Annotated in this window: 25 protein-coding genes, 1 pseudogene and 1 other annotated feature; of the genes and pseudogenes, 8 read left to right on the top strand and 18 right to left on the bottom strand. The window is 35.9% G+C overall.

Annotated features, from left to right (window positions below):
- Positions 1-64: 64 nt before the first annotated feature.
- From GMB86_RS00885 to GMB86_RS00860, 6 genes are all read right to left on the bottom strand, one after another.
- Entirely contained in the window at positions 65-589 is a 525-nt protein-coding gene (locus GMB86_RS00885) for a TlpA disulfide reductase family protein (RefSeq protein ID WP_196220084.1), read from the bottom strand.
- A 382-nt stretch (positions 590-971) separates the two neighbouring features.
- The gene (locus GMB86_RS00880) at positions 972-1973 is read right to left on the bottom strand and encodes an ABC transporter ATP-binding protein (RefSeq protein WP_155215860.1); all 1002 of its coding nucleotides are present in this window, start codon (positions 1971-1973) and stop codon (positions 972-974) included.
- A gap of 1 nt (position 1974) precedes the next feature.
- Positions 1975-2991 carry an ABC transporter ATP-binding protein gene (locus tag GMB86_RS00875; protein WP_155215858.1) on the bottom strand — a complete coding sequence of 339 codons (1017 nt, stop codon included), beginning with the start codon at positions 2989-2991 and terminating at the stop codon, positions 1975-1977.
- Between the two features lie 10 nt (positions 2992-3001).
- The gene (gene opp3C, locus GMB86_RS00870) at positions 3002-4018 is read right to left on the bottom strand and encodes an oligopeptide ABC transporter permease (RefSeq protein ID WP_155215856.1); all 1017 of its coding nucleotides are present in this window, start codon (positions 4016-4018) and stop codon (positions 3002-3004) included.
- Position 4019: 1 nt separating this feature from the next.
- Positions 4020-4946 carry an ABC transporter permease gene (locus tag GMB86_RS00865; RefSeq protein ID WP_155215854.1) on the bottom strand — a complete coding sequence of 309 codons (927 nt, stop codon included), beginning with the start codon at positions 4944-4946 and terminating at the stop codon, positions 4020-4022.
- A 147-nt stretch (positions 4947-5093) separates the two neighbouring features.
- The gene (locus GMB86_RS00860; protein ID WP_155215852.1) at positions 5094-6767 is read right to left on the bottom strand and encodes a peptide ABC transporter substrate-binding protein; all 1674 of its coding nucleotides are present in this window, start codon (positions 6765-6767) and stop codon (positions 5094-5096) included.
- 266 nt (positions 6768-7033) lie between these two features.
- Between GMB86_RS00860 and GMB86_RS00855 the strand changes: the two genes are divergently transcribed.
- Together GMB86_RS00855 and trpS are read left to right on the top strand one after the other, a co-directional pair.
- Entirely contained in the window at positions 7034-7423 is a 390-nt protein-coding gene (locus GMB86_RS00855; RefSeq protein ID WP_155215850.1) for a DUF3899 domain-containing protein, read from the top strand.
- Between the two features lie 405 nt (positions 7424-7828).
- Positions 7829-8137, top strand: a binding site (T-box leader).
- Positions 8138-8192: 55 nt separating this feature from the next.
- Entirely contained in the window at positions 8193-9179 is a 987-nt protein-coding gene (gene trpS, locus GMB86_RS00850; RefSeq protein WP_155215848.1) for a tryptophan--tRNA ligase, read from the top strand.
- A gap of 131 nt (positions 9180-9310) precedes the next feature.
- Here the strand turns inward: trpS and GMB86_RS00845 are convergent, their stop codons facing one another.
- The 4 genes from GMB86_RS00845 to GMB86_RS00830 all read right to left on the bottom strand — a co-directional run bounded on the left by GMB86_RS00845 (position 9311) and on the right by GMB86_RS00830 (position 12778).
- Positions 9311-10057 carry a YjbA family protein gene (locus GMB86_RS00845; protein WP_155215846.1) on the bottom strand — a complete coding sequence of 249 codons (747 nt, stop codon included), beginning with the start codon at positions 10055-10057 and terminating at the stop codon, positions 9311-9313.
- Positions 10058-10141: 84 nt separating this feature from the next.
- A complete protein-coding gene (locus tag GMB86_RS00840; RefSeq protein WP_155215844.1) occupies positions 10142-10354 on the bottom strand; it encodes a hypothetical protein in 213 nt (70 codons plus the stop codon).
- Between the two features lie 228 nt (positions 10355-10582).
- Positions 10583-11824, bottom strand: coding sequence for a beta-ketoacyl-ACP synthase II (fabF, locus tag GMB86_RS00835; protein ID WP_155215842.1), 1242 nt, complete (start codon positions 11822-11824; stop codon positions 10583-10585).
- Positions 11825-11842: 18 nt separating this feature from the next.
- On the bottom strand, positions 11843-12778 hold the full coding sequence (locus tag GMB86_RS00830; protein WP_155215841.1) for a beta-ketoacyl-ACP synthase III: 936 nt from the start codon (positions 12776-12778) through the stop codon (positions 11843-11845).
- A gap of 328 nt (positions 12779-13106) precedes the next feature.
- Here GMB86_RS00830 and GMB86_RS00825 point away from each other — a divergent pair, with 328 nt between their 5' ends.
- Positions 13107-13397 (top strand): YppG family protein, encoded by a 291-nt coding sequence (locus tag GMB86_RS00825; RefSeq protein WP_155215839.1) that lies wholly within the window; start codon positions 13107-13109, stop codon positions 13395-13397.
- 125 nt (positions 13398-13522) lie between these two features.
- Here GMB86_RS00825 and GMB86_RS00820 read toward each other — a convergent pair whose 3' ends face one another.
- The 3 genes from GMB86_RS00820 to GMB86_RS00815 form a co-directional block, all read right to left on the bottom strand.
- Entirely contained in the window at positions 13523-14170 is a 648-nt protein-coding gene (locus GMB86_RS00820) for a hypothetical protein (RefSeq protein ID WP_155215838.1), read from the bottom strand.
- A 67-nt stretch (positions 14171-14237) separates the two neighbouring features.
- Positions 14238-14363: a hypothetical protein gene (locus GMB86_RS15885; protein ID WP_268987275.1), complete on the bottom strand. Its 126-nt coding sequence runs from the start codon at positions 14361-14363 to the stop codon at positions 14238-14240.
- Positions 14364-14504: 141 nt separating this feature from the next.
- A complete protein-coding gene (locus GMB86_RS00815) occupies positions 14505-14813 on the bottom strand; it encodes a metal-sulfur cluster assembly factor (RefSeq protein ID WP_155215837.1) in 309 nt (102 codons plus the stop codon).
- A 250-nt stretch (positions 14814-15063) separates the two neighbouring features.
- Between GMB86_RS00815 and GMB86_RS00810 the strand changes: the two genes are divergently transcribed.
- Positions 15064-15870 (top strand): Cof-type HAD-IIB family hydrolase, encoded by an 807-nt coding sequence (locus GMB86_RS00810; RefSeq protein ID WP_155215835.1) that lies wholly within the window; start codon positions 15064-15066, stop codon positions 15868-15870.
- Between the two features lie 407 nt (positions 15871-16277).
- Entirely contained in the window at positions 16278-16535 is a 258-nt protein-coding gene (locus GMB86_RS00805; RefSeq protein WP_155215833.1) for a NifU N-terminal domain-containing protein, read from the top strand.
- Positions 16536-16607: 72 nt separating this feature from the next.
- Here the strand turns inward: GMB86_RS00805 and GMB86_RS00800 are convergent, their stop codons facing one another.
- Together GMB86_RS00800 and GMB86_RS00795 are read right to left on the bottom strand one after the other, a co-directional pair.
- Entirely contained in the window at positions 16608-17465 is an 858-nt protein-coding gene (locus GMB86_RS00800) for a YitT family protein (protein WP_155215831.1), read from the bottom strand.
- A gap of 70 nt (positions 17466-17535) precedes the next feature.
- Positions 17536-18708, bottom strand: coding sequence for an ATP-binding protein (locus GMB86_RS00795; protein ID WP_196220083.1), 1173 nt, complete (start codon positions 18706-18708; stop codon positions 17536-17538).
- A 243-nt stretch (positions 18709-18951) separates the two neighbouring features.
- Between GMB86_RS00795 and ku the strand changes: the two genes are divergently transcribed.
- From ku to ligD (GMB86_RS00775), 3 genes and pseudogenes are all read left to right on the top strand, one after another.
- Entirely contained in the window at positions 18952-19794 is an 843-nt protein-coding gene (gene ku, locus GMB86_RS00790) for a non-homologous end joining protein Ku (RefSeq protein ID WP_155215826.1), read from the top strand.
- Positions 19794-20761, top strand: a pseudogene (gene ligD, locus GMB86_RS15420) (non-homologous end-joining DNA ligase). Before ku ends, ligD (GMB86_RS15420) begins: the two are co-directional and overlap by 1 nt.
- On the top strand, positions 20728-21633 hold the full coding sequence (gene ligD, locus GMB86_RS00775; protein ID WP_155215821.1) for a non-homologous end-joining DNA ligase: 906 nt from the start codon (positions 20728-20730) through the stop codon (positions 21631-21633). Before ligD (GMB86_RS15420) ends, ligD (GMB86_RS00775) begins: the two are co-directional and overlap by 34 nt.
- 242 nt (positions 21634-21875) lie before the next feature.
- Here the strand turns inward: ligD (GMB86_RS00775) and GMB86_RS00770 are convergent, their stop codons facing one another.
- The 3 genes from GMB86_RS00770 to GMB86_RS00760 all read right to left on the bottom strand — a co-directional run bounded on the left by GMB86_RS00770 (position 21876) and on the right by GMB86_RS00760 (position 24192).
- A complete protein-coding gene (locus GMB86_RS00770) occupies positions 21876-22664 on the bottom strand; it encodes an SDR family oxidoreductase (protein ID WP_155215819.1) in 789 nt (262 codons plus the stop codon).
- 122 nt (positions 22665-22786) lie between these two features.
- Positions 22787-23422, bottom strand: coding sequence for a GTP cyclohydrolase I FolE (folE, locus tag GMB86_RS00765; protein WP_155215981.1), 636 nt, complete (start codon positions 23420-23422; stop codon positions 22787-22789).
- A gap of 92 nt (positions 23423-23514) precedes the next feature.
- Positions 23515-24192: a helix-turn-helix transcriptional regulator gene (locus tag GMB86_RS00760; protein ID WP_155215817.1), complete on the bottom strand. Its 678-nt coding sequence runs from the start codon at positions 24190-24192 to the stop codon at positions 23515-23517.
- Positions 24193-24260: the final 68 nt, after the last annotated feature.

The following is a 24260-nucleotide window of genomic DNA, read 5'->3' as shown; positions in this document are numbered from 1 at the left end:
TTTTTATTAAGTCCCTCTATAATAAATTACGCCGTTAAACATTAGATGTGCTAAATGAGGGCACTTAATTTGGCAACCATTGGTCAAGGTCTTTCTGATTTATGACACCAGGAAATGTACGAATGATTTTTCCATATGGGTCAATTAGAAAAGAGATGGGTATACCATAAATTCCATATCTTTGTTTTACGATTCCTTTTGTATCAAAGAGAACAGTGGCTTTCATGGGCTCATTTCCTAAAAAGCGTTTCACATTCTCTAAAGATGTCTCTTCGGTTGTTAAATTAACAGCAAGGACCTTTAACTTATTTTCTGGATAATGTTGTTGAATATGATGGAGGGTTTCTAATTCCTCTCTACACTCCCCACACCACGTTGTCCATGCTGTCATCAATACAGTTCTTCCTTTAAAATCACTTAGACGGACCGTATTCCCATGTCGATCTTCCAATGAAAATGGTTTTGCATCTTTGTAGGAATTATGAACAATAGATGTCGCATGCACAACTTGTCCATTTGGTTCACTTTTTGATACGAGGACGGTATAGAAACCAATAATCATCACAAACAAAACTATAATTGATCTCATTGTTATTTTCTTGATATTCATTCCCTTTGCTCCCTGTGAGCTCCTTATATTGGTTTCCTCTTTTATTTTATGTATTTATTGTTGATTTATGCTAAAAAAATGTCTAAGCTTATAGAGCAGCAGAAAGGATGTGTGCTTGTTTGACTAGAATACTTTTAGTATGTTCTGTACTTATATTGTTAATATTGATCTTTCTTCAATACTTTTTCCACATAGAATATCCCATTTTATTAAAAAGTTCATTAATCGTAACGATTATTTTCTATATTGTTTATTCCCTACAAAAGAAAAATCGAAACCGACAATGATTGTTTCAATCAGCTCCTAAATACATATGCTAAAAAAGATGTCGAAATAAATTTCGACATCTTTTTTTTAAAAATTAATCTTCTTTTGTTTCGTTAGCTTCTTCATTATGAAGATGACAAGCCACCCAGTGTCCCTCTCTTGCTTCATGCCACTTAGGTCGTACTTTTGCACATATTTCCATAGCCATTGGACAACGTGTACGAAAACGGCAGCCTGAAGGTGGATCAATTGGACTTGGTACGTCACCTTCTAGAATAATACGTTCACGAGTACGTTCAATCTCAGGATCAGGAACAGGTATCGCAGATAATAAAGCTTGAGTATATGGATGAAGTGGATTATCGTATAATTCATCACTTGGTGCAAGCTCAGCCATATTACCTAAGTACATAACGCCAACACGATCACTAATGTGTTTGACCATTGATAAGTCATGGGCTATAAATAAATAGGTTAAGCCATGCTCTGCTTGAAGTTCTTGAAGCAAATTCACCACTTGAGCCTGAATAGATACGTCAAGCGCTGAGATTGGCTCATCCGCAATAATAAATTCAGGTTCTACTGCTAGGGCTCTAGCAATACCAATCCTTTGACGCTGGCCACCACTAAATTCATGCGGATAGCGGCTCGCATGTTCCCGGTTTAAACCCACTGTTTCAAGCAACTCATAGACACGTTCATTTCGTTCCTTTGTACTTTTGGCTAAATCGTGAATGTCAATACCTTCCGCAATAATATCTTTAACCGTCATACGAGGGTTTAAGGAAGCATAAGGATCTTGGAAAATCATTTGCATTTTTCGGTTGAGTTCTTTTAATTCTTTCTTAGATTTTCGCCCGTGTACATTGTTCCCATCGAAAATAACTTTCCCATCAGTAGCATTATACAACCGGATAATGGTTCTACCTGTTGTTGACTTTCCGCATCCTGATTCACCTACAAGCCCAAGTGTTTCTCCCCTATAAATATCAAACGAGACACCATCAACAGCTTTTACAATGACATTGTGGCCAACATCAAAATATTGTTTTAAGCCTTTTACCTCCAGTAATTTTTCTTTATTCAACGTCACCATTTTATTCCCCCCCTATTCCAATGGTTGCGGGTGGCTTAACTTTTGGAGCCCTTTCATCAAGAAGCCAACAGGCTGTTTTTTGTGTATCAGACTCTTCGAAATAATCCGGCATGTACTCAGTACATACTTCCATCGCATGTGGACATCGAGCAGCAAATGGGCAACCTTTTGGTGGATCGGATAAATCAGGAGGTGTCCCTGGTATAGCAATTAATTTATTTGAATGATTATGCAGTTTCGGCATAGACGAGAGTAATCCCCAAGTATATGGGTGCTTTGGATTGTAGAAAATCTCATCTACTGTTCCCGTTTCAACAACTTTTCCTCCATACATAACAGCAACTTTTTGTGCTAGATTAGCCACAACACCCAAATCATGTGTAATGAGTATGATGGCAGTCTCCATTTTTTCTTGTAAATCCCGCATGAGGTCTAAGATTTGCGCTTGAATTGTCACATCAAGTGCCGTTGTTGGTTCATCTGCAATGAGTACTTTTGGGTTACAAGCAAGCGCAATGGCTATAACTACACGTTGTCTCATCCCACCTGAGAATTGGTGTGGATATTGTTCAACTCTTGCTGTTGGATTTGGAATCCCTACTAGCTCTAAGAGTTCAATAGCCCTTTGTTTTGCATCCTTCTTACTCATAGATTGGTGTTTAATTAATCCTTCCATAATTTGCGCACCAATCTTCATGGTTGGATTAAGAGCCGTCATTGGATCTTGAAAGATCATTGAAATTTCTTTACCTCTAATTTTTTGCATATCACGCTTGGAATAATTTAATAGATTCTTTCCTTCAAAATTTATTTCCCCACCCTTAATACGCCCTGGTGGTGAAGGAATTAACCCCATAATGGCTTTTGAAGTCACTGATTTACCTGAGCCAGATTCTCCAACAATCGCCAATGTCTCACCCTTTTGTAGTGTCAAGTTCACACCACGAACTGCTTGTACTTCACCGCTAAATGTATCAAAAGAAACCTTTAAATCTTTCAGTTCGAGAATATTTTTCATGTAAATTCACCTACCTTCTTTGCTTAGGATCAAATGCATCTCGCAATCCGTCGCCTAACATGTTAAATGATATTAATAGAATACAGATAATAATTGATGGATAGAGTACTTGGAATGGGAAGCTTTGCAAATTTGCAAATCCATCATTAATAAGTGAACCAAGGGATGCGTTTGGCGCTTTAATACCGAGACCGATGAAGCTAAGAAATGCTTCAAAGAAAATTGCATTTGGAATGGTAAACATCGTTGTAATGATAATTTGACCCGTTGTATTTGGAATCAAATGCTTCATGATTAACCGTGGACTTCTAGCACCTAATGTTCGCGATGCTAAGACATACTCGGAGTTTTTCAATTTGAGAATTTGTCCCCGAACAATCCTCGCCATGCTCGTCCAACCGGTCAGAATCATGGCAATAATAATTGATGTGATTCCTGGTTTCAACACAATGATAGCTAAGATGATCACAACGAGATTGGGTATGCCCATCACAACCTCAATGATTCGTTGCATAATATTATCAACACGCCCACCATAATAAGCGGATATTCCGCCATAAGCGATACCAATGATTAAATCAATAAGTGCCGCAACGAGCGCGATAAATAGTGAAATTCTTGTTCCGCTCCATACTCTTGTCCATTGATCTCGTCCAAAACCATCTGTACCGAACCAAAAATTTTCCTTAATATTTCTTGATTTATACTGATCAACGCCGTTTTTATCTATACCATCAAAAGGAAGTAAGTGAATATTGGCTAGAGCCCCTATTTTGGGTGGCATATTTGCTCGCGTTAAGTCTTGATCATCAATATTATATTTATTCATATGAGGTCCAACAATAGCCATAATGACGAGGATAATAATTAAAATCGTTCCAACAAGTGCCCCTTTATTATTAAACAAACGGTGCATGACATCTTTTCCAAAACTTAAACTTGGCTTTCCAATTTTCTCATTGACAGATGGGTCAATATGAGCGGGCTTAAAAGAAGCTTTTGTGATGTTTGAATTGACATTTCTCATATTATTTCCCTCCTGCCAAACGGATTCTTGGATCAATCACACCGTAAAGAATATCAACGATGAATATAATTAAAATAAACATCGCACTATAAATAATCGTTGTCCCCATGATCATTGGATAATCGTTTGTATAAATAGATGTTACAAACTGTTCCCCAATACCTGGGATTGCAAAGATTTTTTCAATAACTAGGGAACCTGTAATGATATTGACAAATAACGGTCCCAAAATTGTAATAACAGGAATAATCGCATTACGAATGGAATGCTTAAAAATAATTTGCATCGTCGTGATACCTTTTGCTTCAGCTGTCGTAATATAATCCGACTGCATCACTTCCACCATTTCTGTTCGCATGAACCTGGCGACGGTTGCAATAACGACAGTTGATAAAGAAATGGCCGGTAGTATCCGGTTGGCTGGTGTTTCCCAATAAGCAATTGGAAATATTTGGTATTTCACACCTAACCAATATTGAAGTAGAGCAGCGAAAATAAAGGATGGTATGGAAATACCTAATACGGCAATGACCATTGAACTATAATCCCATATTGTATTGCGTTTTAATCCTGCAAAAATACCAAGTAGTAAACCAACGACCACTCCTAGGATAATCGCTTCCACACCAAGTTCAATCGATATAGGAAATTTTTCACCTATAATTTGAGTGACAGGTCTTCCGTCATATTGGAAAGACTCTCCTAAATTCCCTTGAAGCATATTGCCTACATATTTCAAGTATTGAACTGGTATTGGTTTGTCCAAACCATACGTTGCATTTAAATTTGCAATTTGTTCTTTAGTCATCTTTGCAGCATTGCGATACGGCGTTCCAGGCAGCAGTTTCATTGAGAGAAAGGTCAAGGTCACAATAACAAAAAATGTCACAACCATATAACCAAATCGTTGTAATATATACCGAATCAAACTCGTATTTCCCCCCCGTTTGTTATAAACACTCATTCACTCAAACAAAAGCTTGTCATAATTCAGTTGAAAATAAAAAGAAGGAGGGGTATATGTTTCATGACATATACTCCCCCCTCCAAACCTTGATATCTCATGTCGTCCTAATTAATGTTTTAAAATTTTAGCATGTTCGAAGTTTTCTTCAAAACCAGATGATGGTCTGTAGAATCCTTTAACATAAGGTTTAGTTACAAAAGATGAACCTTTTTGATAAGTAGGTGCAACTGCTTGGTCTTTTTCAAGCAAGATGCGTTCTGCTTCTTGAAGTTTTGTAAAACGTTCTGCTGGTTTGTCACCAAGATTTTGAGCATCTTCAATTAATTTGTCGTATTCTTTATCTGAATAGCCAAATGGATTGTAGACACTATCAGATGTGAACAAGTCAAGGAACGTCATTGGATCAAGATAATCTGGTGACCAGCCACTTGTATTCATTTGATAGTCGCCAGCTGTATCAAGTTTCAAGAATTGTGCCCAAGGCTGTTTGTTTACTGTAATTTTCACGCCTGGAAGATTAGAACTAATTTGATTTGCGTAATACTCAGTCAGTTTTGCTGCTAAATCATTGTCACTAGTTAAAAACTCAAGGTTAAGTTTTTTCACACCTGATTTTTTCCAAAGTTTTTTGGCTTCAGCTTTATCTGTTGCATTAAAGCCATTTGGATATTTATCACGGTAGTCTTTACCACTTTCATCTTTTGCAAATCCTTTTGGCACGATATAATTAGCACCAACTGCACCATTATTCAAAAGTACTTTTGCCAAGTTTTCACGATCAATTGACATTGAAAAAGCTTTCCGTACATTCACATCTTTAAATGCTGGTACCGTTTTTTGATTAAAACGAATCCAATAAGTACCTGCAAACAGTATATTATGGAATTCATCTTTGTTGTTTTTGTATTCATCAACAAATTGTGAATCTAAAGGTGCATAATCAATTTTCCCTGTTTTATAAAGGTTAACCGTTGTTGCTGTGTCTTTAACAACTTTAACATTAACTTTCGTTAAGTGTATGTTTTTTGCATCCCAGTAATCTTTATTTTTTTCGTAAGTCCAACCTTCACCATGTTTCCATGAAGTTAATTTAAATGGACCGTTGAAAAGAAGGGTATTAGCTTCTTGACCAAATTTTTTCCCTTGTTTTTCAACAAAAGATTTCTTAGCTGGGAAGAACGCAGCATTAGCTAATGAGCTTAAGAAATATGGAGTTGGTTTGTCTAATTGTACTTCTAAAGTTTTCTCATCTAATGCTTTAATTCCAAGTTGATCGACTTTATCAAATAATTTGCTTTTTTTGTCTTCAATTTGAGCCGCATTTTTAACATTTACAGCTGGAAAAATGAAAGCATATTGGGAAGCTGTTTTTGATGCTACCATCGTTTGCCATGCATAAACAAAGTCGTCAGCGGTTACTGGTGAACCGTCAGACCATTTCGCATTATCACGAATTTTAAAAGTATAAGTCTTTTTATCATCACTGACTTTAGGTGCCTCAGCAGCCATATCAGGCTGTGGAACCATATTCTCGTCCATTCTCATGAGCCCTGCATTCACATGACCAAGAACTGTTGAAGATGTTGTATCTGTTACTTGACTCCAGTTTAATGATGGAATGTCAGCAGATGAAGTGTAACTAAATTCTTGTTTGTCTGCTAATTCATTTGAACTCCCTTTACTATCTTTCGTGCTAGATTTACTTCCGCCACAAGCGGAAAGTACTAAACTCAATACTAAAACGATTGATAGCACGAGTGACCACTTTGCTTTACCTCTCATAAAGTAATGACCTCCCTTTAATTTTAAAACTTTGATGGATGTTTATGTATTTTTCTGACTATTTAAACAGTAATCATCCACAAAAACTATTATACAATTAAAATATAACTTTTGCATCTTTTTTTTACATTTATTTGATTTATTTAACATCTTTTGACGAAATAAGTAACTTTATTTGAAATTATGTAAAATGTTCTTAACTCTTTTTCTAAACATTGAATATAGGTCATATATTCGCTATGATTGAGTTTGGAGGGTAACCGTTTATGGCAAATTATAAGAGAACATTTATACTATTTAGTATCATTTTTTTAATAGAGAGCATAGCTTGCCTTGTTGGACTGGCGTATGTATATCACCATTATACATTTCTTTATCTACTAAATGCGTTGTCGATGACAGGTCTGACCTTTTTAGCCTTAGGTTTAATCATTTTTATTGTACAATCGGGTTTTTTTGATGCTACTATTTATAGTTTTCATCGTTTTTTTAAATCAAACAGAAAAAAACAATTGATCGATGACGAAGATGAAATAGATGATAACTTTGCACCTCAGTTAAATAAGAAAGCATCCAGAGGGTTTGCTGTTCCTTTAATAAGTGTTAGTTTGATTTTTTTTATCATGTCCCTTATTTTATCAATTATTTTCTATTGATAATTAGCATACATATATGAAATCAAAGTTGCAAATCATTTATGAAATAGTCGAAAACACTTGTGACTTTAGTCATGAGATGAATCGGCTTCGGATACGGTCTACAACCAGTAGATACCTGCAAGGATATCGGTTGTAGGTTAAGTATCCGACATGGTATAATCCCCCTATAACGTTTGCCACGTATCAATCTTAAATAATAGTCTTGAATCGGGCTAACAGGACGCTAATCGATACACAGGTATCGTTGTCCACGAAAGTCTAAGGGAAACCAAACAAGTGGTTGGTGTCAGCTTTTCACTTAGTGGAAAGTCATCCAAAAGAAGTTTGGTCAGTACCTTAGAACCTCGTGACTTTAGTCATGAGAGATTCAGTAATTCGCTATACTATTGCACAATAAAACATATGAATGCGATGAGAAAGAATAGTAAACAACTGAGAAGCGTTTAGAGAGCCCGTGTTGGTGGGAACCGGGTCGTGGATCGTTGTTGAATGGGCTTTTGAGCATCTTCCTGAACGTGATGAATGAATGCTATTAGGGTAAGACGTCTGCCAAACGATATCTTGGCTCTAGTGTTCTTTAAGTGCGAGTTCAAAAAGTGACAAATGCTTATCATTTTGGTGACTTTTTGAACAACCTCTTTAACTAGACTTAAGTGATTCTTATTAAGTTAAGAATTATTAGGGTGGTACCGCGGTCTAATCGTCCCTTTTTGGGTGATTAGACCTTTTTTAATTTTATTAATAAAAATTAAGGTTGGTGATTTTAATGTCCATTATTTTTTCAGGAGTTCAACCTACATCTACTCCAACGCTAGGAAATTATCTTGGTGCAATTCGTAACTTCCCAAATCTACAAGAAGGAAATGAATGTTTTTACTGTATCGTCGATCAGCACGCCATTACCGTTCCACAAGACAGTCAACTGCTTCGCGAACGGATCAGAAAACTTGCTGCCATCTATCTTGCGGTTGGCATTGATCCGAAACAATCCACTCTATTTATTCAATCGGAAGTTCCAGCACATGCTCAGCTCGGTTGGATTTTGCAGTGTAATTGTTATATTGGTGAACTCGAGCGGATGACTCAGTTTAAAGATAAATCAAAGGGAAAAGATGCTGTATCGACGGGATTATTGACATACCCACCTCTTATGGCAGCAGATATTCTCCTTTATAATACGAACCTTGTTCCTGTTGGTGCCGATCAAAAACAACACCTCGAATTAACACGTAACGTTGCTGAGCGTTTAAACAATAAATTTGGCAAACTTTTTACGGTTCCTGAGGTTTACATTCCTCCTGTAGGCGCCCGTATCATGTCTCTTGTTGAACCTACCAAGAAGATGAGTAAATCTGATGATAATCAGAAAGCAACGATATTTATTTTAGATTCTGAAAAAGATATAACAAAAAAAATTAAAAGTGCCACAACGGATTCTGATCAATCCATCTATTATGATAAAGAACAAAAGCCTGGCATCTCGAATTTACTGGATATTTATTCATTATGCTCTGGAAAATCTATTAAAGATCTTGAAAATGAGTACCGTGATCAGGGATATGGATCCTTCAAAACAGATGTCGCTGAAGCGGTAGTAAATACTCTCAAACCAATACAGGAAAAGTATTTCAACCTTATAGAAACGAATCAATTGGATGAAATCCTGGATGAGGGCGCAAGTAAAGCCCAATCCGTCGCAGCAAAAACCTTAGCTCGTGTTGAAAAAGCCATCGGATTAGGTAGACATTCGTAATAAACTATAGAAGCCTAGTAAAAAGCAAAAGGCAGGTAAAATACATTACCTGCCTTTTGCCTATTATAAAACATAACATTATTAATGAATGAAAAGTTTAGGGCATCTACTTGAATAAGTACCCTTTTGATTTAATTAACGGTTGTTCCATGTTCGAGTTCCCAAATTTTTTCAAAGTACGTTTGACCTTTGATCAGACGTTCACAAATATTATGATGTTTTTCTGACCAACCAGCTTTAACGGCGTCATAAAGTGCTTCCCATGCTTCTTCTTTTGTTAAATGGCGACTTTCTTGGTACTGTTTTGGGAACCATTCCGTATACCAATATCGTATCTCCTCGATGTTTCCTGTGGTATGTAATTGGTCTAACGCCATAAATAATAATTGTTTAAGTTGGCGCTCTTTTCGTGTTAACCCAAACATAACCTCAGGATCTGGCGACAAAATATGATATTCTCTTCCTCTATAATTTTTCGGAAGTGGATAACGTATGGTTTCACATTTTTTGGCTTTATCAATCACCATTTGTTCCTGTCTAGGCACTAGCCGACTTTTCCGAATAGGAATCGTGTAACCTAAAGTGTCAACAACGAGATGTTGTTCTCCATCGGTGACTAAAAAGCAGTACTCGATCACTTCTCTTTGATTGTTTTTTCTTATGTAGCTTTTATTCCGGATAGTATCTAACAATTCATAAGGAAGATCTCTCAAATCATTCTCGATGTAATGAAAAAAAACTTTGTCCACTTTAACTAAAGGTACTTGATCTAAAAGTTCGATAAAATCATGTCTACGCCATTCATGGAATTCGCATACGTTATATCCATTCTCTTCACCTTCAAACCAATTAACCCAAACATCTCCGATTAGCTCCATGATTATCGTCCCTCACTTTTAACTATTTGAAAACAGTATGGACAGTCTATAGAAAAATTATTCCAATTAATCATACTAACTCTCTTATTTTCTTTTATGAGTAGGCAAATAAATACTTAACCAAATGGATGTCATCCCAATGATGAAGAGGTAAAAGGATCCTTCAGTGAAAATATATTGGGCATAGTGAACAATATTATGCCCCGTTCTCAGCATATTCATAAAAACAATGATGGTTACTCCACCTGAAACAGCGAAACCAAATCCAATCATGAGAAAGAAAAGTCGTATTAACATGTTAATCACCGCTATTCATATCTTGATTGCAGCTTGTCTCTATTAACATATGCCTTGTTAAATCTATTAATAACCTAAATATCGAGTCAATACGTTATTCAAAATTTGATTTTTGATCGTCCAACATTTTTAATTAGTTAAATAGCTCTTATTTGTCTAAAGAAACCGAGAACTATAAAAAAGAACGCTGAATGTCAGCGCTCTTTCCTTAAATTATTTATTTTTTTATTATGCCTCGTACTTCTTGAAAATGAGTGTTGCATTATGTCCACCGAAACCAAATGAATTCGTCATAGCAACATTAACTTTTGCCTTTCGTGAATGATTTGGTACATAATCTAAATCACACTCTTCATCAGGAGTTTCATAGTTAATCGTTGGTGGAATCATACCATTTTCGATCGATTTGATTGATAGAATCGCTTCGACCCCACCGGAAGCTCCAAGAAGGTGGCCCGTCATAGACTTTGTTGAGCTTATAGCCAGTTTATAAGCGTAATCACCAAATAGAGTTTTAACCGCAGCTGTTTCATTGGAGTCATTAAGAGCTGTACTTGTGCCATGAGCATTAATATAATCGACATCTTCCGTACTTAGTTCTGCATCATCAAGTGCCTGCTTCATGGACCGAACAGCACCAGTCCCACCCGGTGCAACAGCTGTTACATGGTAGGCATCGCTTGTTGAACCATACCCCACGATTTCAGCATAGATCTTAGCTCCACGAGCAAGTGCTGAATCAAGAGATTCAAGTACAATGACACCTGCTCCTTCACCCATAACAAAACCATCTCTATTCTTATCAAACGGGCGACATGCTTTTTCCGGGTCCGGATTGGTTGACAAGGCTTTAGCTGATCCGAATCCTGCAAATGCCATATTCGTTAATGGCGCTTCTGCTCCCCCAGTAATAATAATGTCATTGACACCACGTTGGATAGCTTTAAAAGCATCACCAATCGAATTTGTGCCTGTTGCACAGGCTGTTACCGTGCAAGAATTAATTCCTTTTGTTCCAAGTTGGATTGATACTTGTCCAGACGCCATATCTGGAATCATCATAGGCACAAAAAATGGGCTTACTCGGCGAAAACCTTTTTCAAGACCTTTTTTTAATTCGTTTTCGTATGTTTCCATACCGCCAATACCTGAACCAATCCACACACCCACGCGTTCCGTATTATCTGAATCAATGGTTAGGTTGGCATCCCTAACCGCCATTTTTGAGGCTGCTACAGCATATTGTGTAAAACGATCCATACGTTTCGAATCTTTTTTATCCATATATTGCAGCGGATCAAAATCTTTCACTTCACCCGCGACTTTTGCTTGGAATTCATCCATGTCCATTCTTGTTACAAGTCCGATTCCGTTCTTACCCTCAATGGCATTTTTCCACGTTTCCGCCACGTCATTCCCGAGGGGCGTAACGGCACCTAATCCTGTCACGACGACTCGTCTATTCATCATGCGTTTCAACTCTCCTTTTTATTTTCCCCATCGAAGGGCTACGGCTCCCCAAGTAAGTCCACCGCCGAAGCCAACTAAAACGAGTACATCACCATCTTTTATTTTTCCATTTTCGACGTTAACGGCTAACGCTAATGGAATTGATGAAGCCGATGTGTTTCCAAATTTATGAACTGTTTTTATTAATTTTTCTTCTGGAATATCCAATCGTTGCCGGGAAGCTTCCATAATTCGAATGTTGGCTTGATGAGGAATTAAATAGTCAATATCTTCTTTCGTTAATCCTGCTTTTTCAACAACGTGAACGGCTGACTCACCCATTTGCCTTACAGCAAATTTGAATACTTCTCTCCCGTTCATGACAAGCTTCGATCCTTCTTGATAGAGATACTTTCCTCCACTTCCATCTGAACCAAGTTCAAAAGAAAGGATTCCTTTATCATCACTGACAGGTCCCATTACGGCTGCTGCTGCAGCATCACCAAAGAGTACTGCAGTACCCCTATCATTCCAGTCCGTAATTTTAGATAACTTCTCCACACCCACAATGAGAATATTTGTATATGTTTTTGTATCAATAAACTGTTTTGCGGTGATCATACCATACATAAATCCAGAACAAGCAGCACTAATATCCATTGCCGGCACGTGATTTGCCCCTAATCTATCTTGTAACATACATGATACAGACGGAAATGGTTGATCAGGTGTCACAGTGGCAACCAAAATTAAATCTAAGTCTTTTGCTGTTATCCCAGCATTTTTAATGGCTTCTTTCGCCGCATAATAGGCCATATCTGATGTGTCTGTGTTATCATCAGCGATTCGCCGTTCTTCTATACCAGTTCTGGTTTTGATCCATTCGTCAGATGTATCCATCATTTTTTCTAAATCAAAATTGGTTAATACGCGTTCAGGAATATATTTTCCGATTCCTAGTATTCCAGCACCCATTAATCTTGCTCCTCTCAAAAACTTAACAGTAAACATTATGACTTGGTACTAATATTAATATGAATTTATAAATTTGTCCAATACTCACTCAGAATAATAATACACTATTGTTTTAGAATTATCATCCTTTAGGAAGAATTACATTCTTATTTCTTTAAAAAGCTTACCTCATAGAGTATTATTTTTTTGATCTGAAAAACAGGTAATCATGCCCCTTCACAACTAATCCAGTACAATCATATTTTGTAATATAGATGAGTGTTCAAAAGTGTTTATCATAATGAATCACTCATACCTGAACACCATGTAATAAAGGAGGAGATATGCCATGCCACAATATAACCATCATCCACAAGATAGACCCGTTGATCCCTTTACACAAATGATGTTTGGCCAACCGTATCATGGTCCATATTCAAATCAAGTACCATCAAATAACGTTCAGCAACAACCAAAAGAATTGCCACAATTTATGAAAATTTTCTTCAATGATGAAGGCAAATTCGACTTTAATAAGATCAAACATGGAACCGATACAGTATTTAATGTGATTGACAAAACAGGTCCAATGATTAAACAAATTTCACCTTTTTTAAGTATGTTCAAAAAGAATAAATAAGTTCTAACCCTTTTATCTATTTAATTATAAAATTTAAGAACAAGAAAAAAGCCATCAGATCGGACTCTTTTCTTGTTCTATTTTTCTTTTCCATATAAGAAGTGACATCTATGGCACTTTAATAATTAATCGGATATATCAACTGTAAGCATCTGTTGAACATCTTTCATGTCATCGGATGAAAACAATGTTGTAACCTTTGAACAATCCCTATCGTCTAACGATGTTTGGATAATTTCTAAACGATGAATAGCTGCATGAACCGTTGTCTTAATAATTTGGACAAGCTCATCAAATGTTGATTCTGCCATACCATTCGATCTGATAATGGCGATTTTATCATGATGTCTGATTAAGTCATTTTGGTTTAACTTTGTTACCATCTGTTTTTCTATTTTATTTTTCAGTAGGACAGGACGTTGACTATTGGTCTCAGGTGAAGTAGATGAGGACACTAAAATAAATAAAATAGGTTGTGATTGTTGGATAACTTTATTGTAAATGGAATCTATATTAATGTGTTGTTTATCATTTTGATGTGTTAATAAAAAAACAGTTGATATGGATTGATTAATCTTATCTAGTTTTTCAACATGTTTAAACAAAGCATTTCTTCCTAAAAACAGTTCATTTTCTTCTTCTAATTCACGTTCTTCTTCAGTAGAAGCTGAAGAAACCGAAAGAATAGGCATATCATCGTCTAACAATGATTCACATAGGTTCAATCCTAAGGGAGTTAAACCACCATAAACAATTGAACATTTATTTGTCATGCGTCATCCCTCCCTTTTCATACTGATCAAAATGAATAGGTTCCCTCTCTAGAAATCCTCAATGATTCTATTTTTCGTTAAAGTTTTGATATATATCTTGGAGTTCAGATAGGCGTTCTAAACCAAAAGAAGTCAAATTACTCAATTCTTGTTCTAATAAAGCGATTAACTCCTCGTATTCTTCATTTAACACTCGCGCCTGCACCTACTTTCTAGAAGCACTCATCTTGAAGTGTATGCAAATATCCATGATTAAATGAATAAAAATCCATTGAAATTTGAAAGGAGTAAGAGAAAAAGCTGCCCTATTTAAAGGCAGCTTACGTTTTTTTTATTATGAAATACCTAAAGCAATTTTTGCATAACGTGACATTCTGTCTTTTGACCATGGTGGATTCCACACAATATTGACCTCTACATCATTTACCTCTTCAACGACTGAAAGTGCTCGCTTCACTTCATATTGAATTGACGCAGCAAGCGGGCATCCCATGGCAGTAAGTGTCATCGTTACAACGGCATCTCCGTTGTCTTGTATATCAACCCCGTAAACGAGACCTAGATTAACAATATCAATACCTAACTCTGGATCTATGACTTCTTCCAAAGCTTCCATAACTTTATCCTCTAAATTCTGAGACATATAGCATCTCCTTTCTATCCTTTGCTATTAGTATAGTACAACTTTTTCACCTATTTATGCAATGAATGTGACAGTCTTTTGACCTTAAGTTATATTTTTATGATCAATAGGTCCAAGTATATAGATTCGCATTCCTGGTATATTAAGATAGGGATGTTTTGTTATAATGTTAATTAACACGATTTATTATATCCAATTTGAAAAGAACCTAGATAGTCTTACCCATTGCATCCTAAGGAGTGAACATTAGTTGCGAAAACATTTAATTGCAGTAGATCTAGACGGAACACTCTTAACTGAAGAAAAAACCATATCAAAAAGAACAAAAAAGGTGTTACAACAAGCCGCAAGTGATGGTCACGTTGTTGTTATTTCTACCGGAAGACCTTATCGTGCAAGCAAAATGTATTATCATGAATTAGGTTTAACTACACCAATAGTAAATTATAATGGTGCTTATGTACATCACCCTTTAAACCTTCATTGGGGTGTAAAACATACTCCTCTTGACAACAAGACAATAAAAACCATTTTTCAAACATGTTCAGCTTATGACCTGCAAAATATTATTGCTGAGCATCTTGATGATGTGTATATCAGGAACGATGAACCTGACACTGTCTCTTTTTTCAATGTTGGAGATCCCAAAATTTATAAAAATGAAAACTTAAGAGAAGAATTGACCATTAATCCCACGTGCCTTTTAATTCAACCAAGGCCGAAAGATATTGTTTCTTTGACTCAAGATTTGTTTAATTCGCATTCTGATCAAATTCATCACTGTACCTGGGGAGAGCCTTGGAATATTATTGAAGTCTATAATCCTATTGTAAATAAAGCATATGGTCTTCAAATGATTGCACAAGATGTCGGTGTCACCCCTGAGGATATTATTGCCTTTGGTGACGAAGAAAATGACATTGAAATGCTCCAATATGCAGGAAAAGGGGTTGCCATGGGGAATGCAAATGTTAAAATTAAGTCGATCGCGGATGACGTCACTTTATCAAACGAAGAAGATGGTATTGCGACTTATCTTGAACGTGTATTAAAATAGAGTTATTGTGAAAGGCCATTGACTTGACATCCTCAACACTCGCCTAATCTCTTGACATAGGTTACAATACATATATAATGAATTGAATCTTTTCTTTTTATAGAATGGATTTCTGTGCTTTGATCATCTGATAGCTATAATAAAAACCTCTAATTTCTATTAGAAAAGATAAAGTGAAACTTCCATCAGTGAGGGGCTTTCTTCATCCCCCACTGATGGTTAGCTGAACCAATCGGACCTTTATGGGCAGTTGATCCTCCACCTATCTTCTTTGAATACTCAGAATCTTGAGGTGGGGGTCTCTACTTGCCGTTAAGGCGAGATAAAAAACCAGTCAAAAAATAAATAGACTTTCACGTCTTATATTTCTATTGATAATGACTTATTAAAGGAGAGAAAGTTTCATTATGGAAATACGTGCTGAATCAACACCAAATCCAAATGCTATTAAATTTACTTCAGTAAATGCTCTTTTCGAAAATCGAATTTCCGCCAAAAAAGGTGAGGATATTGATCACCCTCTTGCTTCAAAAATTATAAAGTTAGAAGGCGTCGATAATGTGTTTGGATTTGGCGACTTTCTTACAGTAAATAAAGTATCAGATGTATCTTGGGAAGATTTACTACCAAAAGTAGAAGCCATCTTCAAAAATTATCAAGGTTAAGCCTTCTCAAGCCGAAGAACACCCTACACACGGAGGTAGGGTGTTCTTTGCTTTATCTAAGCTTAACTTTAATCAATCTGTTTTTCTAAATTGGCCAAACACGCTAACCGTTTCAATGATATTTGTAAAAGCTTGAGGATCAACCTTTTTAACAATCTGTTCGAGAGTAAAAAGTTCATACCGTGTTAAGACAATTAGAAGAATATCTTTATCTTGATTAGAATAAGCGCCTTTTGCTGGTACTTTAGTGATCCCCCGGACCATTTTTTGCAGAACGGCTTGTTGAATTTCTTTACCATGATTGGTAATAATCATGGCCGTTAGTTTGACATGACGAGTATGTATAACATCGATTACTTTTGAAGTGGCATAAAGGGAAATTAATGTATACAAGGCTTTCGTCCAACTAAAAAAGAATCCAGCCGATAGGACAATTAATGCATTCAGTCCAAAAAAATAAATGCCCATAGGTTTATCCTTTTTTCGAGATATAATCATCGCAAGAATATCTAAACCACCCGTTGATGCCCCGTATTTCAAAGTTATTCCTACTCCTATTGCTAGGATAACTCCGCCAAAAACACTATTTAGCATAATATCTGGTGTGATACTTTTTACTGGTATAAAGTTTAAGAAAATAGTGGTTAAAATAACACTCATGATGCTGTATAATGTAAATCGTTTTCCAACTTGACGCCAACCTATCCATGCTACTGGAATATTGAGTATAAAAAGAATGGTACCCGTACTAATGGGAAAAGGAGAATGTTGAAAAAGAATAGAAAGAAGTTGGGAAATTCCTGTAAAACCACTTGATAATACTTTCGCTGGTATCAAAAACAAATTAAGGGAAAGAGCATTTAGAAATGACCCAATACTAACAATAGAAACCATTTCTATGTTTAAATGTTTTAAATAAGTCAACGCCATCCTCCTTTTCTCACTTTACTTAGTATTGTGGGTTTTGACGGTATTGATTATACTTTATTATTTCTTTGAGTCATTCGGCTACATCTTTTGTTTCCACACCATCATTTACTAACTTCATTTTTAAGAAAAACGATGTTTCCTTATCATTTGTGGTTATATAGATTTCCCCTTGATGTTTTTCAATAATTTGTTTACATACAGACAACCCTAAACCTGTTCCTAATTCTTTGGTGCTCACAAAAGGTTGAAAAATATTTTCAAGAAGGTGTTGTGGTATTCGTTTACCATTATTTGAAATTGTTATAGTTGCTAAATCATCTGTACTCTCTAAATTTATATTTATTTTTCGTTGATGATGATGATCGATTTCAATTACCGCATCAATGGCATTGCTCATTATATTTAACAACACTTGATTAATCTGTTCCGGAACTCCATACATCATTATTTTTTTATCTGGTATACGTATCTGTAAGTTAATATTTTCAATAACAGATTTAGGCTTCATAAATTCAGTCGAATATTGGACTAATTCACCTAGATCAAAATGAGTCATTTCATCGCTTACATTTGGCATCTTAGATAAGAAAAGAAAACGGCTTACATTACTCTCTAAACGATCAATTTCCGTATTGATCAAATTGAAATAATGACCCATTTGTTCATCATCATCATATTTTCTTTGAATTAATTGAACAAAACCTTTAACTGTTGTTAAGGGATTCCGAAATTCATGAGCAAAACTTGACGATATTTTCCCAAGTATAGTCAAACGATCGCTATTCATTTCTTGAATAAATTGCGACTTTTCAAGAATAATACGATCTTTCATTTTTGTATATTGACGAACGACGTAATAAATATATCGGTCACTAAATTGATTGATAAAAATAGTTGTTCGCAAAATAATGTCTTGTTCAAGAGATGATTGACATAATCTTTCTAATAGCACTTCTTTGCCTATTTGAATATTCATTAAAAAAGTACTTAAATCAACATCTGCTTCAATTCGTTGAGTGACGATTTGCTTTGTCATTCGTCTAAGTAATGAATCATTTCGTTTTCTTAAAAACAATTTAAGGATACGGAGGCTACTTATAATATTCCCCTCAATATAGTGTCTATTTTTATCGTTCTCACTAATTTTCATTTTAGTTAAGCACGTTTTTTTAAACGGGGTTTCTTCCTGATTTAAAAATTGGATGACTTTCTCTTTTTCATTGATTGATAAATAAGTTCGCATTTGTCTCTCCCCCCTTATGGAAAAAGGTTCTATCATATATTTTAACGGTTTTAGCCAATCTAAAGAAGAAATATAAAAACTTTTCCATATAAAACTTTACCGAAATTTATTTTGTAATAAAAGTGTCCTATGGCCTGGCCAAATAATATAGTCAATTTTTTGATAACGCGATTGATAACATATGTAAACAAAAATTCCCACATATACTATTAATGGAGAAAAAAATGCAAAGGAGATGCCAACATGCATACGATGTGGAAAGGGTCCATTCGTTTCGGTTTAGTTCATATTCCTATCAAACTATACGCCGCAACAGAAGAAAAGGGGGTCAAATTTAGACTCCTTCATCAAAAATGCTCGACGCCAATTAAGTACTCAAGAGTTTGCCCTCATTGCGATGTTGAAGTATCGAATGATGATATTGTTAAAGGCTATGAGTATGAACCCGGTCAGTTTGTTACGTTAGAACAATCTGAATTAGATTCTATAAAAGGTGACGTTGTTCGTGCAATTGAAATATTGGATTTTGTCAATCTTCACGATATTGATTCCATTTATTTTAATAAATCGTATTTTATTGGACCTCATGACAACGGTGAAAAAGCCTATGCCTTGCTTAAACAAGCGCTGCAAGATACTGAAAAAATTGGTATGGCGATGATCACCCTTCATTCAAAACAACATCTAGCCATCGTTAGACCATATGAACAAGGTTTACTTCTTGAAACCATTTATTACCCAGATGAAGTCCGATCCGTGGCAGATGTGCCAAATATTCATTCCCTAGGTGAGATTAATTCTAAAGAATTAAAGACCGCCATTCAATTTATTGATCAACTTACCGTTCCATTTGATCCCGCAGCTTATCAAGATGATTACCGTGAGAAGGTCATGGCCCTCATAGAAGAGAAGGCTACTGGAAAACATGGGGTTACAAAACAAAAAACTAAAGAAAAAACAAATATGGTCGATCTTTTATCAGCGCTTGAAGCTAGTATAGCTGAAACAAAGCCTAAAGCAAAGTCAACAACAAAGACAACAAAAACAAAACGAAAAACCAAAACCATTAAGAAAGCAAGTTCATAATGAACTCTCTTACACCGTTTTCACCTATGTTGCCAACTTTACATCACATCATTCCAACAGGTTCAGATTGGATTTATGAACCTAAATATGATGGATACCGTATGCAAGTGATATGGCAAAGTGAAAATAATATTCATTTCTTTAGTCGCAGGTTAAGAGAAATAACCGATCAATTCCCGGATATTGTTATACATTTTAAAAACTCATCTCAACATTTTCTCCCCTTCCTTCCACTTATCTTAGATGGGGAATGTTGCATTCTAAGTAAAGCCTATAAAGCAGATTTTTCTTTAATCCAAACGAGAGGAAAAGCCAAAAAAAAAGAACAATCGATTTACTTTGTCAAAATGTCCCTGCTTCTTTTGTTATTTTTGATGTACTTTATCAAAGTGGAAAAGATTTAAGACCACTTCCCCTTCAAAAAAGGCGTGACATCCTAAATCAATTTCCCATTATCACTTTAAATGAAACAACATTTACTTCACAAGGAATATATAAGATTGAATCTTTTAGTGATGCAGATAAATTATGGACTCAAATAATGCAACATCATGGTGAGGGAATCGTCTCAAAAAGAAAAAATAGTAAGTGGCTTGCAGGAAAAAGGACGAACACATGGGTTAAGGTGAAAAACAAACAGCATGGCTTATTTATTTTAACGGCTTACAATAAAGAAAACGACTACTTTCAGGTAGGTTTGGTCAAAAACAATCACATTGTTACGGTTGGATCATTTACCCATGGATTAAACGACATGGAACGAAAGGCCTTAAAAACAATAATCAAGAAGCATACCATTAAAGAAGATCAAACGTACTTATATATCAATCCTGGCCTTTGCATCGAACTTAGTTTTTTGGAATGGACCAAAGAAGGTTTCCGTGAACCAAGATTTGAGTCGTTTCAAATGGATAAAAACTGGGAGGATTGTAGATGGGACAAGATCATGATAAACAACCAGTCATAATCGAAGGACATTCAATCACACTTACACATCTATCGAAATTACTTTGGAAAGAGAAAAAAATGTCAAAAGCCCATTACTTACACTATTTGACCTCTATTGCACCTTATGTACTTCCTTTTTTTAAAAATAGAGCCTTAACACTGATTCGATACCCTCATGGCGTCCCGGGAGAATCCTTTTTTCAGAAAAGTATCCCCGATTATGCACCAGAGATGGTTCGTTTTAAAGGCCATATTCATTGTGATCATTTGGCGTCCCTTATTTGGCTAGGTAATCAATCGACTATTGAATTTCATATCCCTTTTCAATATATAGGGGAAACAAATCCATGTGAAATTGTATTTGATCTGGATCCCCCTTCTAAAGAAGATTTTTCAGTTGCTGTATTAGCTGCACAAACCATAAAAGAAATACTTGACCGTCTACATCTGATTGGTTTTATTAAAACATCTGGAAGCAGAGGCATTCAAATTCATATTCCGCTCATCAAAAGGCAATTTACTTACCGTGAGACACGTTTATTTACAACATTTGTAGCTAAATTACTGTTGGAAATGCATCCAAATCAATTTACTACCGAACGATTAAAACACAAGAGACACAATAAATTGTATCTAGATATTGTTCAACATGGAAAAAACAAAACCATCATTGCACCTTACTCAATGCGGGCTAATGAGCAAGGGCTTGTTGCCGCCCCTTTGGAATGGAAGGAAGTCAATTCATCGTTAAGGCTCGAAACTTTCACGCATGAATGTGTTATTCATCGCCTTCATACTAAAGGCGATCCTTTTCAATCCTACTTCAATGTTGAAAATGAACAAGCATTGAGGTCTGTTCTTAAGCAATTAAATGAGAACAATGCCACATGAATTAAAAAGCTTAAAAAATCCCTTGAAATAGGGGTTTTTTTACCGTTATAGCCTTCATATACATTGACTGAACTTGTTCTAAAACCTTTTAAAATTTAATATTCTACTTAAATCTTGGGGATTCATTCAAATGATACAACGAGCACATAATCAGAGGAATAGGATATTAACTATTTCTGTCTTCCTCGGCAGTTCCTTATTTCTTTTCTGAATTTCTCATTAAAAGTTCCACGCTTACATTTTCATTCTTCTGTATTATGTTTTTCAACACGTTTATTTAACACGTCTTTACCACCTGTAACAGAAATGACAGACCCTGTAATGAAATCCGAGTCTTCATTACAAAGGAAAGAAATAACACGAGCAATATCTTCTCCGGTACCAGTTCGCCCAACCGGATTATCTAGGTCGTTTTTACCCCGTACATCTTCAATATTCATTTCTTTATACTTGCCTTGAATATCTCCTGGACAAACCATATTAACAGTGATTCCATTTTCAGCTTCTTCGATAGCGAGCGTTTTTGTTAAAGAAGCGGTTCCGGATTTTGCAGCAGCATAAGCAGAACGAAAATTCCATGCTGGGGCTGTTTCCACTCTATCAAATCCAATGGTGATCATTCGTCCCCACCGCTTTGAACGCATCAAGGGAAGAACTTCTTTTGACAAATAAAAAACGCTATTTAAATTCCCATTAATTATAAAGTTCCATTCCTCAATCGTGTATTCACTCATCTTTTTCTGCTTTTTTATAAAAGGCCCAGCATTATGAATTAGGATATCGATTCCCCCCATTACAGAACGAGTCTGACTTACGAGTTTCTGAACATCGTTCAAAAGACCGACATCTGCTTGAATAGCGATAGACCTTACTCCATAGGTTTTAGAAATAAAACGGGAAGTTTCCTTTGCCGTTTCTGAACTGTGAACGTAGTTTAACACAACATCGATTCCGTTTTTAGCTAATTCTACGGCTGTACGTCTTCCCAAACCGGTTGCACTCCCGGTTATTAAAGCTACTTTCTTGTTCATAATATTCACCCTTAAACGTTTCAAGATCTTTAGATAACATTTTATCCCGCCTTAACGGCAAGTAAAGACTCCCACTGATGGAAGTTTCACTTTATGAATCAATAATTTTTAGATCCTCATCTTTATTTATAAAGTAAGGATAAAAACTCAGCCCTGGCTTCTGGTTTATCCGCAAAAATCCCCCGAACAGAAGAAGTGGTAGTGGATGCTCTTGATTTTTTTATACCTCTTCCACACATGCACATGTGCTTTGCTTCGACAACAACCATCGTCCCTTTTGGCTCAAGAACTTCTTCAATAGCTTCAGAGATTTGTGTTGTCAACCGTTCTTGAACCTGAAATCTTTTCGCATATCCTTCAACCATCCTAGCAATTTTGGAAAGTCCAGTAACCTTCTGATTTGGGATATACCCAACATGAGCAACCCCAAAAAAGGGTGCAAAGTGATGTTCGCAAATCGAATAAAATTCAATGTCTTTCACTATAACTAATTCCTTATGGTTAACGTCGAATGTTTTTTCCAAATGGAGTTTGGGATCCTCACGATACCCTTCAGTGTATTCAAAAAATGCCTTAAGTACACGATAAGGCGTTTCTTGGAGGCCATTCCGATTAGGATCATCCCCACATAATTCAATAAGATCTTTGAAAGTCTCCATAATATGATGAACCTGATCCAATTTTTTATTAAATTCCAATGGATTATCAAAGGTCTCAGGAAAATTTTTGGTAATTAGTGTATGCTCTTTTTCAATCATTGAGTTAGTTTCTTTAGTTGTATTCACCGACTCTCACACTCCAGTAATCAAGATAATAAAATAATAGTGCTTACATTTTTTATTTAGAGTCTCTATTCCTCAAAAGTAAAACGGTATGAATTTAAATCAACAGGTTGATCAAGTGATATGCGGAAGACGCATCGTCCATCGCCATTTTGAAATCGTTCTTTTCTATCTACCTTGTACCCTAACAACTGGGTAAGAGTAGAGACCGTGACACTGCATAGTGCGGGTCTTTTCGTTGCAACATTTAGAAAGGGGCAGTTATGCTCAATTAAATAAATAGCATTATCCGATTCTTCGATTCCCATAAACACGTCATCTTGAATATAAAGTCCTTTTAGTACCTCAACACGTTCGTTAACGTCTAACCCTTGTAACTGTGGTTCCCATTTTTTGACACGTGTCTTCGTCATTGTCTCTAAAATCTTTAATAAAGCATCTTGGCCTAGGTTATCTGCCACTGTATCAATAATTTCCATGGTTAATTGATCGTAGTTTTTAGGGAAAAGGTGTTCACCTTCAAGTGTTAAATAGTACTGATTGGCGGGTCGTCCACCTAAAGGATCATGACTCTTTTTACTTTTCCTCTCTACAAAACCATTTTGCCTTAGTTGAAGAAGATGCTGCCTTAGAGCCTCACCCGTCATATCTAATTTTGTTTGAAGCGTAGCAATAGAGGCAGAACCGACTTCTTTTAATATTTTGATTATTGCGCGTTTCGTTTCTGGAAGACTATTAATATTCATCTGTCCACCTCCTTTAAGCCTATTTTCATTATAGGCTCTTCATTTTGGTTTTTCAATTTTTTCATTGG

It is taken from the genome of Terrilactibacillus tamarindi (assembly GCF_009718825.1).
Taxonomy (GTDB): domain Bacteria; phylum Bacillota; class Bacilli; order Bacillales; family Sporolactobacillaceae; genus Terrilactibacillus; species Terrilactibacillus tamarindi.
The sequence above is the reverse complement of the archived record's forward strand: the minus strand, read 5'-3'. Positions and strand labels throughout refer to the sequence as shown.

Excerpts from the sequence above, each read along its gene's own strand:
- trpS (WP_155215848.1), top strand. The coding sequence starts at position 8,193 with ATGTCCATTATTTTTTCAGGAGTTCAACCTACATCTACTCCAACGCTA.
- fabF (WP_155215842.1), bottom strand. The coding sequence starts at position 11,824 with ATGATGAATAGACGAGTCGTCGTGACAGGATTAGGTGCCGTTACGCCC.
- GMB86_RS00880 (WP_155215860.1), bottom strand. The coding sequence starts at position 1,973 with ATGGTGACGTTGAATAAAGAAAAATTACTGGAGGTAAAAGGCTTAAAA.
- folE (WP_155215981.1), bottom strand. The coding sequence starts at position 23,422 with ATGATTGAAAAAGAGCATACACTAATTACCAAAAATTTTCCTGAGACC.
- GMB86_RS00770 (WP_155215819.1), bottom strand. The coding sequence starts at position 22,664 with ATGAACAAGAAAGTAGCTTTAATAACCGGGAGTGCAACCGGTTTGGGA.
- GMB86_RS00855 (WP_155215850.1), top strand. The coding sequence starts at position 7,034 with ATGGCAAATTATAAGAGAACATTTATACTATTTAGTATCATTTTTTTA.
- GMB86_RS00875 (WP_155215858.1), bottom strand. The coding sequence starts at position 2,991 with ATGAAAAATATTCTCGAACTGAAAGATTTAAAGGTTTCTTTTGATACA.
- GMB86_RS00800 (WP_155215831.1), bottom strand. The coding sequence starts at position 17,465 with ATGGCGTTGACTTATTTAAAACATTTAAACATAGAAATGGTTTCTATT.
- ku (WP_155215826.1), top strand. The coding sequence starts at position 18,952 with ATGCATACGATGTGGAAAGGGTCCATTCGTTTCGGTTTAGTTCATATT.
- GMB86_RS00815 (WP_155215837.1), bottom strand. The coding sequence starts at position 14,813 with ATGTCTCAGAATTTAGAGGATAAAGTTATGGAAGCTTTGGAAGAAGTC.
- GMB86_RS00820 (WP_155215838.1), bottom strand. The coding sequence starts at position 14,170 with ATGACAAATAAATGTTCAATTGTTTATGGTGGTTTAACTCCCTTAGGA.
- GMB86_RS00860 (WP_155215852.1), bottom strand. The coding sequence starts at position 6,767 with ATGAGAGGTAAAGCAAAGTGGTCACTCGTGCTATCAATCGTTTTAGTA.
- GMB86_RS00830 (WP_155215841.1), bottom strand. The coding sequence starts at position 12,778 with ATGGGTGCTGGAATACTAGGAATCGGAAAATATATTCCTGAACGCGTA.
- opp3C (WP_155215856.1), bottom strand. The coding sequence starts at position 4,018 with ATGAGAAATGTCAATTCAAACATCACAAAAGCTTCTTTTAAGCCCGCT.
- GMB86_RS00840 (WP_155215844.1), bottom strand. The coding sequence starts at position 10,354 with ATGTTAATACGACTTTTCTTTCTCATGATTGGATTTGGTTTCGCTGTT.
- GMB86_RS00825 (WP_155215839.1), top strand. The coding sequence starts at position 13,107 with ATGCCACAATATAACCATCATCCACAAGATAGACCCGTTGATCCCTTT.
- GMB86_RS00805 (WP_155215833.1), top strand. The coding sequence starts at position 16,278 with ATGGAAATACGTGCTGAATCAACACCAAATCCAAATGCTATTAAATTT.
- GMB86_RS00795 (WP_196220083.1), bottom strand. The coding sequence starts at position 18,708 with ATGCGAACTTATTTATCAATCAATGAAAAAGAGAAAGTCATCCAATTT.
- GMB86_RS00845 (WP_155215846.1), bottom strand. The coding sequence starts at position 10,057 with ATGGAGCTAATCGGAGATGTTTGGGTTAATTGGTTTGAAGGTGAAGAG.
- GMB86_RS00760 (WP_155215817.1), bottom strand. The coding sequence starts at position 24,192 with ATGAATATTAATAGTCTTCCAGAAACGAAACGCGCAATAATCAAAATA.
- GMB86_RS00885 (WP_196220084.1), bottom strand. The coding sequence starts at position 589 with ATGAGATCAATTATAGTTTTGTTTGTGATGATTATTGGTTTCTATACC.
- ligD (WP_155215821.1), top strand. The coding sequence starts at position 20,728 with ATGGGACAAGATCATGATAAACAACCAGTCATAATCGAAGGACATTCA.